At 45.6% G+C, this 13251-nt stretch carries 6 protein-coding genes and 2 pseudogenes; 2 read left to right on the forward strand and 6 right to left on the reverse strand.

Annotated elements, in window-relative coordinates; translation table 11 throughout:
* Positions 1-172: pseudogene (locus AEA42_RS22055) on the reverse strand (IS630 family transposase); the annotation flags it as partial.
* A 99-nt stretch (positions 173-271) separates the two neighbouring features.
* On the opposite strand from AEA42_RS22055, the pseudogene AEA42_RS00005 reads away from it, so the two are divergent.
* Positions 272-1609: pseudogene (locus AEA42_RS00005) on the forward strand (methyl-accepting chemotaxis protein); the annotation flags it as partial.
* A gap of 546 nt (positions 1610-2155) precedes the next feature.
* Here AEA42_RS00005 and cydX read toward each other — a convergent pair.
* The 4 genes from cydX to purL all read right to left on the reverse strand — a co-directional run bounded on the left by cydX (position 2156) and on the right by purL (position 10122).
* The gene (cydX, locus tag AEA42_RS21620) at positions 2156-2272 is read right to left on the reverse strand and encodes a cytochrome bd-I oxidase subunit CydX (protein ID WP_011622029.1); all 117 of its coding nucleotides are present in this window, start codon (positions 2270-2272) and stop codon (positions 2156-2158) included.
* Between the two features lie 18 nt (positions 2273-2290).
* Complete coding sequence (gene cydB, locus AEA42_RS00010) at positions 2291-3430, reverse strand: cytochrome d ubiquinol oxidase subunit II (protein WP_037420654.1); 1140 nt, start codon at positions 3428-3430, stop codon at positions 2291-2293.
* A 15-nt stretch (positions 3431-3445) separates the two neighbouring features.
* Entirely contained in the window at positions 3446-5002 is a 1557-nt protein-coding gene (locus AEA42_RS00015; protein WP_055646605.1) for a cytochrome ubiquinol oxidase subunit I, read from the reverse strand.
* A gap of 1238 nt (positions 5003-6240) precedes the next feature.
* Positions 6241-10122, reverse strand: a complete 3882-nt coding sequence (gene purL / locus AEA42_RS00020; protein ID WP_055646606.1) for a phosphoribosylformylglycinamidine synthase — start codon at positions 10120-10122, stop codon at positions 6241-6243.
* Between the two features lie 278 nt (positions 10123-10400).
* Here purL and mltF point away from each other — a divergent pair, with 278 nt between their 5' ends.
* Positions 10401-11837: a membrane-bound lytic murein transglycosylase MltF gene (mltF, locus tag AEA42_RS00025; RefSeq protein WP_037420663.1), complete on the forward strand. Its 1437-nt coding sequence runs from the start codon at positions 10401-10403 to the stop codon at positions 11835-11837.
* A 453-nt stretch (positions 11838-12290) separates the two neighbouring features.
* Here the strand turns inward: mltF and tadA are convergent, their stop codons facing one another.
* Positions 12291-12803: a tRNA adenosine(34) deaminase TadA gene (tadA, locus tag AEA42_RS00030; protein WP_082389592.1), complete on the reverse strand. Its 513-nt coding sequence runs from the start codon at positions 12801-12803 to the stop codon at positions 12291-12293.
* Positions 12804-13251: the final 448 nt, after the last annotated feature.

The following is a 13251-nucleotide window of genomic DNA, read 5'->3' on the forward strand; positions in this document are numbered from 1 at the left end:
CAATACTGGAGCGTGCTGCACCAGTAGCATGATGAACGTCAGTAATCGACAGCCCTTGATGCAGCATCAGCATAGCGATAAGACGTCGAGCGAAGTGTTTATCCTTGGTTTTATGGATCAATTTCTGCAGTTGTTTGCGCTCTGCGCGACAAAGTGGTGGTAAGATCGCCATTCTCAGTCCTCGGCGAGTGGTGGGTTTGTTTGGCGATAGATCAGATCGCTCAAACAGGACTGAGTTCCCTTCCTTTGATCTACTATTTGGAACAGCTATTTAGAAGAAACTGGCCATTTCCTCTTAATGCGTAAGATAGACAACGTTCTCGTCGCTCATCCCAAATTTAATACTGGCGAACCTGTGACAGAGTCTATGCTTGATGGCTTAACCCTCAGCCAAGCCACCCAAGATCAAGCTGAATGGCGTTATAGCAACAGCAAAAACCAACCGATGTTTGCTTACAGTCAAAGTGTTAGCGGTTGGAACTGGATGCTGATTGGTCAAGTTAACGCAAATGAATTAAATGAAGAAAGCCTTCTCTTATTGACGATTAATGCCATTGTGGCCGTCTCAGGCATAGTGTTAATTACCGTACTACTGTCCTTAGTGCTACTGCGCTCACTCAAGCCTTTGCACACACTCCAACACCATATGGAAATCTTAGGTTCAGGAGACTTTAGTCACCACCTCCCCGCATCAGCTTTAGATAGTCAAAACGAAGTCGATAAGATCACCACAAGTGTTTCCACTATGTCATCGGAACTGCGTCAATTAATCAGTGCCTTGCAAGCGTCGGTGCTGAGTATTGAACAGCAGGCATCAAAAGCGCAGCGTATTGCCAAACAAAATGGCGAAGAAGCTCAAGCGTTGATGCAACAAACGGATCAAATTGCTACAGCAATTGAGGAAATGTCCACTTCAATCCGCGATGTAGCAAATCACGCTCAAGAGGGTGCAACTCAAAGCCAACAGGTCGATATCGCCGCGAAAGAAGGTCAACAGCAACAAGTACGCTTAGTACAAGACCTACTTAAATTAAGCCAACAGCTTAGTCAAAGTCACCAAGCCGTAGAGAAAGTTAGCCAAGAAAGTGAAGCGATCAGCAAGGTCACAGAAGTGATTAACAGTATTGCCGAGCAAACCAACCTACTTGCTCTCAACGCGGCCATTGAAGCGGCCAGAGCTGGTGAACAAGGGCGTGGTTTTGCCGTGGTCGCAGATGAAGTCCGCACTTTAGCTCAACGGACGCAATCATCGATTTTGGAAATTGGTCAAACAATCGATAAGCTTCAAAGCCAAGTTAAAACGACAACAAACCAAATGTCGCAAAGCCATCAACTGGGTATTGCATCGGCAAATCAAGGGGAAGAAACAGGCAAACAACTTGAGGAAATTACCCACAGGATTGGAGAACTTGCGATTAGCTCGCGCAATATTGCTTCTGCGACTGAGCAACAAAGCAGTGTTGCCCAAGAGATCACCCACAATCTGCATCAAATTAGTGAGCTTGCCAATGAAGGAGAGCATAGAGCAGCTGAAACAGTAAACTCAGCAAATGAGTTATCTTCCCTCGCCGTCGCGCTTAAGCAGCAAATTAGCCAATTTAAGGCTTAACCAATACTGCTAAAATTAAGCCCCAAACTCTAAATGCCGCCCAACTGGGCGGTATTTTTTATCACTTTATCAAAGCCTAGTTGATGTATTGAGGCAAGATGTTGTTCGCTCTAGCCATTTCGACCTCGTAAAACGCGCAGCAATGTGCCGTTACTCTCCTCACACAGCAAGTGACAAATAGCGAACGAACCAGACGCCTGTTTGGGCAATGTTTGACTAGCGTTTCTGCGGCATTCTCGTTCGTTTAGGTAACATCAAACTCCGACATTACCTTGCATCCCTCCAACCGCTGATCACCTAACACATCAGCACGCAATAGAAACTTTGCCTCTCATGTTGTTACGATTGATTTAACCATTTTCAACGGCACAGACTTATCCCCTGCTATCGATAATTTCAGTCATAATCTTCCCTCCTTAAATAGGATTATTGCCTATGCATGCGAATAAGCAGTGTGTTTAGGATTAGCGTACTGTTTTTTTTATTCCAATAAAAAACCCTGCAGATGCAGGGTTTTAGATGATTTACGCTGTTGGAGTTTAGCGATTACTCAGCGTCATCGCTTGAGCGGTCCATATTCTCAGTGTTTTCAAGCCACAGGGCGTTGATCACACCAAAGGAACAGGCTAACAAAACCCCTAATATCCACGTGAAATACCACATAGTAGATGCTCCTTAATTCTAATAGAGTGAGGCTTTGTTATCTTCAATATGTTTGCGGTTTAAACGACCAAACATCTTGAAGTAAGTCCATACAGTGTAACTTAACACGATTGGAACGAAGATAATCGCCGCCCAAGTCATCACAGTTAATGTCATTTCACTCGCAGTCGCATCCCACATGGTTAAGCTCACGTTAGGATCTAATGAAGATGGCATAACGAATGGGAACATTGCTGCACCACAAGTTAAGATCACCATCGCCACAGTCAGCGAGCTAAATAAGAATGCGAAACCTGAACGATTTAAGCGACTCACCACAATCACTAACAGTGGTAATGCCACACCTAATACTGGGAACAGCATAGTAATAGGATACTTATCGTAGTTAGCTAACCAAGCACCAGACTCAACGGCTACGGTTTTCAGCGTTGGGTTTGACAATGCATGGTGGTCAAGGGTTGAAGTGATAACATAACCATCAATACCATTGGCTAACCACACACCCGCAGCGGCAAATAATACTGCCACTAACAGTGCACATAGCTGAGTCGCATTCGCGGCACGTACACGCAGCTCACCGTCGGTCTTCATTTGCAGCCAAGCAGCGCCTTGCATCATAAACATGCTCACGCTCACTAAGCCCGCCAGTAAACCGAATGGGTTCAACAGGCCAAATAAACCACCGTGATAAGTCGCACGCAGGAACTCATCGAAATTGAATGGTACACCTTGGAGTAAGTTACCGAAGGCCACACCGATGATCAGCGGTGGAATAAAGCCACCACAGAACAACGCCCAGTCCCACGATTTACGCCATTTTGGATTTTCAATCTTAGAGCGATAGTCAAATCCAACTGGACGGGTATACAAGGCAAACAGCACTAACATCATGGCCACATAGAAGCCAGAGAAAGATACTGCATATACCATAGGCCATGCCGCAAATAAGGCACCACCCGCGGTGATTAACCATACTTGGTTACCGTCCCAATGGGGGGCAATAGTGTTGACCATAATACGGCGCTCAGTATCGTCTTTACCGATAATCGGTAATAGTGCACCCACGCCCATGTCAAAACCGTCAGTGACCGCAAATCCGATGAACAGTACGCCGATCAGAGCCCACCAGATAACTCTCAATATTTCATAATCAAACATAATGAAATCCTCTGCTTAGGCTTCTAGTTTCTCGAAGTGATAACGACCAGTCTTTAAACTGCTAGGGCCAAGACGGGCAAACTTAAGCATCAAGAATATCTCGATCACCAGCAGCACAGTGTAGAACAGTGAAATCGAAATAATACTGAACCACAGATCCCCAGTCGTTAGACTCGAAGCAGAAATAAAGGTCGGCAGAACCTCAGAGATGGTCCAAGGTTGACGGCCATATTCAGCCACAAACCAACCACACTCAATCGCAATCCAAGGTAATGGCAAGCTAAAGAGCGCCGCTTTAAGAACCCATTTTTTCTCTTCGATTTGATGACGTGTGCTTTGCCAGAAGGCCGCCGCGAACACAATCAACATCACAAAACCTAAGCCAACCATCACACGGAAGCTCCAGAAAATCGGTGCCACGTTCGGGATAGAATCCTTCGCAGCCGCTTTGATTTGCTCTTCTGTCGCATCCACTACGTTGTCGGTGTAACGTTTCAGCAGTAAGCCGTAACCTAAGTCAACTTTCGCCGCTTCGAATGCTTCACGTAATTCTGGAGACTTATCACCAGCGCGCAGTTTCACCAGCATCTCATAGGCTTTCATACCATTGCGAATACGCACTTCGTGTTCAGCCACTAAGTCACGCAGACCAGTCACTTCTTCATCTAAAGAACGTGTTGCCACGATACCCATTGCGTAAGGGATCTTCACCGCGAAATCGGTGTGCATGGTTTCTTGATTTGGGAAACCAACTGCAGTAAAGGCCGCTGGAGCGGGCTCTGTATGCCACTCAGCTTCAATTGCCGCTAACTTAACGCGCTGCGCTTCACCCACTTTATAACCTGATTCGTCACCCAGAACGATAACAGACAGGATAGATGCCATACCAAAGCTGGCGGCAATCGCAAATGAACGACGGGCAAAAGGTAAGTCACGTTTCTTCAGAATGTAGTAAGAGCTGATCGCTAATACGAACATTGCACCTGTTACATAGCCAGAAGCCACAGTGTGGACAAACTTCACCTGTGCAACAGGGTTGAAGATAACATCAGCAAAGCTGGTCATTTCCATACGCATGGTTTCGTAATTGAACACGCTACCCACAGGGTTTTGCATCCAACCGTTTGCTACCAGAATCCACAGTGCGGAGAAGTTGGAACCAAAAGCCACCAACCAAGTTGTCGCTAAATGTTGACGTTTTGAGAAACGATCCCAACCGAAGAAGAACATACCTACGAAGGTCGATTCTAAGAAGAATGCCATTAAACCTTCGATAGCCAGCGGTGCACCAAAGATGTCACCTACATAGTGTGAATAGTAAGACCAGTTAGTACCAAACTGGAATTCCATCGCTAAACCCGTTGATACACCCAAGGCAAAGTTGATACCAAACAACTTACCCCAGAACTTAGTCATATCTTTATAAATTTGTTTATCAGTCATCACATAGAGTGATTCCATGATAGCCAGCAAAAATGCCAACCCCAAGGTTAAGGGAACAAACAGGAAGTGATACATGGCTGTCAGCGCAAACTGTAGCCGCGATAGCTCAACAACCTCTTCAACAATCATCGGTGACTCCTTACGTGGTGCGTCCAATTGCTACGACAACATGAGCCATTCATAGCAAGTGCCTTTGTAGGATAGTGAGTTTTCATTTTGTGTTTATAGCTGAAGCCAGTATAAACCGTTAAATATCATCTTTTTCATTACATCGAGGCAGCAAGGCCTAAAAATCCCCTTTTTCCTTGCATACTGAGACCCTAGTCACACTATCGCTCGGCTTTGAGACTTCCACCTCACCACCCAATCCTACAAATGATCCCATCGATATAAATATCAGATAGTTAAGATATTTAATCGCTTTCATTTGTGAGTATTTTATACCACCCGCCTTTGATTCAAATCAATCAAACTCAGGGGTTTAGATGGGTTTTGCGGCAGGGCACACACTTCACTTTGACACCCTGTTGACAGAAAAGCAAATATGAAGTAGAGAACAAGATTGAAAGAATTAAAAAATAAACTTTTAAGCACTTTAGTACAAATTACTACCATAACCAGCAAAAACAACAAAAAACAAATAAAAAACAACATTAACACTAATAAAACAATAATCATAAAAAATGCAAACACACAAAATAAACTGATATAAACAATAAGTTAAAAAGACATAAAGGATTAGCAAAAAAACAAATCAACTAATATTAATTAGTTTTTTTAATGATTAATTGTATTTTTTCTCGTTTGAGAGTGACTGTGAGATTGGTTAATATATCTCCTGTGTTAAGGAGACGGTTTGGTACGACTGGTGAAGTGTCCCAGACAAGCCCAACTCCGCGCACATAGGTCTAACTTTGGTGTGGAGAAAGAGATATGACAAACTTATTCGAACGTCTGGTTAACAGCTATAAGCGTGTTTTTGTTGAACTTTATACAGCGCATGAGCTGTAATCGTTCACCGCTTACTCTGAAATAATACTGATTTGATTTGAAGTTTTGTTAGCGCAAAACGAGCCCCCTTCTCGATGAGTTGGGGGCTTTTTATTTTTATTGTCCGCAGATGGCTGGCATTAAAGCAGTTAAAAAATGGCAATAAGGTTTTGTTTCACTTGTGTGAACTACTTATTAAGAGGTATTTAGCTGATTAAGTCGGTATTTTTCAAATTGACTGCATTAGAATAAACGCATGCAAAGCTAACATATTAAAATATATTATTTTTTTAAAAGATGCGTTTTATATATAAAAAAGGAGCGAAAATTTTCGCTCCTTTTTAGTCACTTAAGTGATAGTTTTATCAATAAAAACCTTAGCCTAAGTTGACTCGCGCATTGCGGAACATCCGCATCCATGGGCTGTCTTCACCCCAGTTATCTGGGTGCCACGAGTTCGCAACCGTTCTAAATACACGCTCAGGGTGTGGCATCATCAAGGTCACACGGCCATCAGTAGTACAGATACCGGTTAACCCGTTTGGCGAGCCGTTCGGGTTTTGTGGATATTGAGTCGCGATCTCGCCTTTACCATTCACAAAACGCAGCGCAATGGTGCCAGAAGCCTCTGCTAAGGCCAGCGCCTGTGCACTAGCAAACTCAGCATGTCCTTCACCGTGGGATACAGCGATTGGCATGCGTGAACCCGCCATACCTTGGAAGAACAATGACGGACTTTGTTGTACTTCAACCAAGCTGAAACGTGCTTCAAAACGCTCTGAACGGTTACGCACAAAACGTGGCCAATGCTCGCTACCAGGAATAATTTCCTTCAGATTTGACAGCATTTGACAGCCGTTACACACGCCGAGCGCAAAGCTTGAGTCACGTTCAAAGAAACGTGAAAACTCATCGCGAGCACGCTCGTTAAACAGAATCGACTTAGCCCAACCTTCACCGGCACCTAATACGTCACCGTAGGAGAAGCCACCACAGGCCACCAGACCTTGGAACTCTTCGAGGCTAATGCGGCCTGACAGAATGTCAGACATATGCACGTCGCGGCTTTCAAACCCTGCGCGATCAAACGCAGCAGCCATTTCGACATGGGAGTTTACGCCCTGCTCACGCAGGATTGCCATTTTAGGTGCAGCACCTTTAAGGATATAAGGCGCAGCAACGTCTTCACTTGGGTCAAAGCTTAACTTAACCGTTAAACCTAAGTCAGTTTCATCCTGCTTAAGCTTAAATTCTTCTAATGCACAGGCTGGGTTATCACGCAGTGCTTGCATACGGTAAGTGGTTTCAGACCATAAGGTACGCAGTGCAACACGGGTTTCACTGAACACTTCACGCTCACCCTCTTTAATGGTGATGCGTTGATCATCGGCTAATGTGCCGATCACATGGCAAGGAACGCCTGCGATAGCAAACTGAGCGGCGATTTTGGCAGCGTTATCGCGGCTCACTTGCAGCACAGCGCCGAGCTCTTCATTAAAGAGTATTTCTAAATCAGTGCCCTGTAGATCTTCTATATCAATGTCTAAGCCAGTGTTACCCGCAAAGGCCATTTCCACCAAGGTCGTGAATAAACCACCGTCGCTACGATCGTGGTAAGCAATCACTAACTTATTAGCCACTAGCTTTTGCATGGTTTCGAAGAAACCACGTAACAGTGCAGCATCGTCTAAGTCTGGCGCGATATCGCCTAACTCACCGTAAACCTGTGCTAAACAAGAACCACCTAAACGATTTTTACCAGCGCCTAAGTCAACTAGCAATAAAGAGGTTTCACCTTTATCGCTGCGCAGCTCTGGCGTCACGGTGTTACGAATATCCTGCACCACACCAAAGGCCGTGATAACCAATGACATTGGTGATGTCACGGTTTTATTCACACCATCTTGCTGCCATGCGGTTTTCATCGACATGGAGTCTTTACCGACAGGAATGGTCAGGCTAAGTTCTGGACACAGCTCTTCACCGACGGCCTTAACCGCTTCATAAAGACCCGCATCTTCGCCAGGGTGACCTGCGGCCGACATCCAGTTAGCCGACAGTTTGATACGTTTGAACGAACCAATATCCGCACCCGCGATGTTCATAATCGATTCGGCCACCGCCATACGGGCAGAGGCGCCAAAATCGAGCAGTGCCAGCGGCGTACGTTCACCCAGTGACATGGCTTCACCGGCGTAGGTATCAAAGCTTGCCGCAGTTACCGCGCAATCTGCAACGGGTACTTGCCATGGGCCAACCATTTGGTCACGGTTCACTAGACCCGTTACCGTGCGATCGCCAATGGTGATAAGGAAGGTTTTGTCAGCGACAGTCGGTAAGCTCAATACACGCTTAACCGCATCTTTAACATCAATGTTGTCTTGTTTAAGCGCTGGTGATACCGCTTTGGCAGATACCACATCGCGGCTCATCTTAGGCGCTTTACCTAATAACACTTCGAGTGGTAAATCGATGGGATTATTATCAAAATGGCTATCGGCTAGGGTTAAATGTTTCTCTTGTGTCGCCTCACCCACTACCGCAAACGGCGCGCGCTCACGCTCACAAATTGCCGTAAATAACGGTAAGTCTGCCGCGGCAACTGATAATACATAACGTTCCTGCGATTCGTTACACCAGATCTCCAGCGGGCTCATGCCCGGCTCGTCCGATGGCACGTTGCGCAGATTGAAGATACCACCACGGCCGCCATCATTCACTAACTCAGGGAAAGCGTTAGATAAACCACCCGCGCCCACATCGTGGATAAATTGGATTGGGTTTTTATCGCCTAACTGCCAGCAGCGGTCGATCACTTCCTGACAGCGGCGTTCCATTTCTGGGTTTTCACGCTGTACTGATGCAAAGTCTAAATCTTCGCTCGATTGACCTGACGCCATCGAAGAAGCCGCGCCGCCGCCAAGACCGATGTTCATCGCAGGGCCACCGAGTACGATCAGCTTAGCACCGACGGTGATTTCGCCTTTTTGTACATGCTCTTCGCGAATATTACCTAAACCACCCGCTAACATAATAGGCTTATGATAACCACGCACTTCTACGCCATTGTGGCTAGAGACTTCTTGCTCATAGGTACGGAAGTAACCTAACAGGGCTGGACGACCAAACTCGTTGTTAAACGCGGCGCCGCCTAATGGGCCTTCGGTCATAATATCCAGAGCGCTAACGATGCGATCCGGCTTACCATAATTACCTTCCCAGGGTTGAACAAAACCTGGGATTTTTAAATTCGATACGCTAAAGCCAGTTAAACCCGCTTTAGGTTTAGAGCCACGACCGGTTGCACCTTCATCGCGGATCTCACCACCTGAACCCGTCGCCGCACCAGGGTATGGACTGATTGCCGTAGGATGGTTGTGGGTTTCCACTTTCATCAGTACGTGCATTGGTTCAGTGTGATAGCTATAAACACCGTTTGGATCGGGGAAGAAACGTCCCGCAACCGAACCTTCCATCACAGCAGCATTATCTTTATAGGCAGATAACACGTGGTCGGGTGTGGTTTCAAAGGTATTTTTAATCATTTTGAACAGAGACTTAGGCTGCGCCTCACCATCAATTGTCCAATCTGCGTTAAAAATCTTGTGACGGCAGTGCTCAGAGTTAGCCTGAGCAAACATCATCAGTTCGATATCATTTGGATTGCGGTTCAAACGGACAAAGTTTTCGACTAAATAATCGATTTCATCTTCAGCAAGCGCCAGACCCATTTCGACGTTGGCCACTTCAAGGGCTCGGCGACCTTCAGCCAACACGTTCACACTCTTGAAAGGCGCCGGTTCAGTGCGTTTAAACAGCACATCGGCCTTTGCAAAATCGTCCAGAACCACTTCAACCATACGGTCGTGCAATAACCCTTTAAGGGTTTGTTGCTGCTCGGCAGTCAAAGTGTCTGACTCCACATAATAGGCAACACCACGTTCCAAACGCTTTACCTTACCTAGACCACAATTGTGGGCGATATCAGTAGCTTTTGAAGACCATGGGGAAATTGTGCCGGGGCGGGGAGTAACAAACAGGAGTGAACCTTGGGGGGTATGGGCTTCGATAGCAGGTCCATAGGTGAGAATTTTTTCAAGTTGCTTGCGCTCATTGGTCTCAAGCAACTCGCTCAAATCCGCTAAATGAACATACTCAGCATAGATTTGGCGTACCGGAAGCGCAGCGTTTACGCAGGCCTCCATTAGCTTTTGCACTCTAAACGTCGAGAGTGCTGGGGCTCCGCGGATGATCTCCATCACGTCAATTCACCTTATATTTATAATTGCAGGGGTCAGAGATGGCGCTATTATAGGGAAATGTCTGTCACAAATCACCTGTGACCTTACGCAAAACAGTGTTTCCTATAAGATAAAAAGCAAACCTTTTTTCTTGGTTCGCACCCCATTCGATACGATTTTTTTACGTAATCGGTGACAAACGGATATAATCACAGCAACGTCAGCTAGTTTATCTTAGTTACCTCACTGACCTTCTACTATTCATCTTTTTGATTTTATTTAATAAAGTGTACTTAATGGCTCGATTTCTGTTCTTGACTATCTTGGGTTTCTTACTGACTGCCTGTCAGCAAGTTACCGTGGAAGAAACAGAATACGTCCCCCATAAACTCACCGAATTAAGAGTCGGCACGCTCTATGGCCCACAAATTTATATGACCTCGGGCCAAGGCAACAGCGGTTTCGATTATGATATGGCCGTGCTCTTTGCCGAATACCTCGATGTTCCCTTAAAAATGGTGCCCTATACCAGTCGTGTAGAGCTCTATGAAGCACTGAAAAAAAACGAGATAGATATCATCGCCGCAGGGATGACAGAAACCCCAACACGGCGCGAGCAATTCCGTTTAGGCCCGCCTCTTTATCGGGTTAATCAAGTATTGGTTTACCGTGAAGGTATGCCTACCCCAAAAGATATTACTGATTTAAAAGGTAAAATTACTGTTATTGCCGACTCAGCATTTGTCGAAACCTTGACTCAATTGCAGAAACGCCATCCGACGCTGGTATGGGATCAAGTGACAGATAAAGACAGCGAAGAACTGCTGGCAATGATCGCCAATAAAGAAATTGACTACACCATAGCCGACTCCAGTAGCGTACAAATAAACCGCCGCTACTTACCCGATCTCCGCGCAGGATTAGTACTTGAAGAGAAGCTCGACGTAGTCTGGTTATTACCCGCCAATCATAGCGATGGTTTGATGAGTCAACTGCTAGCATTTTGGCACCAAGAAAAATTAGCAGGCACACTCGATCACCTAAACGAAAAATATTTTGGCCATGTTAAACGTTTCGATTATATCGACACCCGCGCTTTCCTTCGCGCCATCGAAACCGTGTTACCACGCTACCGCCAGTTATTTGAAACCCACGCCGGTGACTTAGATTGGCGAAAATTAGCAGCAACCAGTTATCAAGAGTCCCATTGGAATCCCAATGCCCGCTCACCGACGGGTGTGCGCGGTATGATGATGTTGACACAACCGACCGCCAAAGAAATTGGCATCACCAACCGACTCGATGCGGAAGAAAGTATCCGCGGCGGCGCCGCCTATTTACGGGATATGATCAACCGTTTACCCGAGTCGATTCCCGAGAGTCAACGCATGTGGTTTGCACTGGCATCTTACAATATCGGTTATGCCCATGTGGAAGACGCACGTAAACTTGCTGAATCTATGGAGTTAAATCCCAACGCGTGGCGAGATCTTAAAAAGGTGTTACCACTGCTGCAAAAGCGCAAATACTACCAAAAGACCCGCTATGGCTATGCCCGTGGTAGCGAAGCCGTGCATTATGTGGATAGCATTCGTCGCTACTACGACACCTTAGTCTGGGTCGATAATCAGTCTCAACAGCAAAATAGTGATGACGTCGAACCCAGCGATCTCGCTTCAGAAGATACACCCGCACCAGTATCTGGCACCTTAAGCCCTGATAAGCCAAAGTAGCCCAACAAATATCTGCCAAATAGTTTGAGTTACGCCACAGTGTTGAAACGCCAACAGAATAAGCCTTAGCTTTTAATCTTAGATTAAGTGAATACACGCTAAAGTGAAGCCACTTTGAGGTAAAAATGCTGCTTTATAGAGCAGATGCATCCTGGGGGGATTGCCGCCTGAGATCTCTACTGATACTGTCGTAATGACAAATAAAGACAAAAATGATTGCAGCGTTAACCATTGTCTCTCAACCAAAATGGTAACCCAAGCAAAGTAGCCTTAACTTAAACAATAACAAGATTGAAATGGGGTCTATATGAGAAGAAAAACCATCAATAACAATGCGTCTCGCCGTCGTACTTTACTTAAAATTCGTCATCGCCGAGTGCTGAATCGTCACAAACTATTTTTTACCTTTCTGCAAGCGCAAGACTAAATCAAAACAATAACTCAATTTAGTCCTTAAGAAATCCTCTCCTGCTGCGCCTTTTGAGCCTGTTTTAAAGCCTTCTTTTCCTCCCGACGACGTTTAAAAAAGCGGCTCAATTGGTCGGCACAATCCTGCGCCAACACGCCAGATGTTACCTCAACTTGATGATTAAAAACGGGATGTTGCAAGAGATTAAGCACAGTTCCCGCAGCGCCAGTCTTTTCATCCCGAGCCCCAAATACTACTCTAGCAATACGGCTATGCACCATAGCGCCTGCACACATGGCACAAGGCTCAAGGGTCACATATAAGGTCGCATCAAGGAGCCGATAGTTTTCAACGGTTTGCCCAGCGGCGCGCAAACAGAGGATCTCAGCATGGGCACAAGGATCATGCTGACTGATAGACAAGTTATACCCAGCCGCAATTTGCTGGCCATCCTTTACTAACACCGCCCCCACAGGCACCTCGCCTTCAGCCTCGGCCTTCTCGGCCATGGCCATCGCGATCCGCATCCAATGTTCATCTTGTTGATTTGTATCCACTCACGTACTCAATTTATCAAGCTTAAATAATGACAGATTATATCAGCAATATATTGATAATTCATGGCGATAGCTAATCTGATGCACAAAACTATCGCCATACTATACTTGACCTAACATCCTGAACTGATACGAATATTCAAATGACTCGATACATTTGGCAGTTCTTCATTCTTATGATTAGTATGAGCTTTTCGTTCGCCATGCTATATGGCAAACCTCTCAAAGCTGAGATTAATTATTATGAGCTCAATCTTGAACTGCTACGCACTGTTATATGGTTATTTATGATGTTCTATATTGCCCATATCCGGCGTTGCACTGAAGAATCCCCTGATGATTTACAAATAAATCATCAAATTAGGGTGGAAGCGCATCTTGTTGCATGATCAAATGGTTTCGCTAAAAACTACACTTGGACAACAAGATGCGCGAAGCCAATATCCTA

It is taken from the genome of Shewanella sp. Sh95, from assembly GCF_001308045.1.
Lineage (GTDB): Bacteria > Pseudomonadota > Gammaproteobacteria > Enterobacterales > Shewanellaceae > Shewanella > Shewanella xiamenensis.

Coding starts and splice junctions, on each gene's coding strand:
- cydB (WP_037420654.1), bottom strand. CDS start 3,430: ATGTTTGATTATGAAATATTGAGAGTTATCTGGTGGGCTCTGATCGGC.
- AEA42_RS00015 (WP_055646605.1), bottom strand. CDS start 5,002: ATGATTGTTGAAGAGGTTGTTGAGCTATCGCGGCTACAGTTTGCGCTG.
- mltF (WP_037420663.1), top strand. CDS start 10,401: ATGGCTCGATTTCTGTTCTTGACTATCTTGGGTTTCTTACTGACTGCC.
- cydX (WP_011622029.1), bottom strand. CDS start 2,272: ATGTGGTATTTCACGTGGATATTAGGGGTTTTGTTAGCCTGTTCCTTT.
- purL (WP_055646606.1), bottom strand. CDS start 10,122: ATGGAGATCATCCGCGGAGCCCCAGCACTCTCGACGTTTAGAGTGCAA.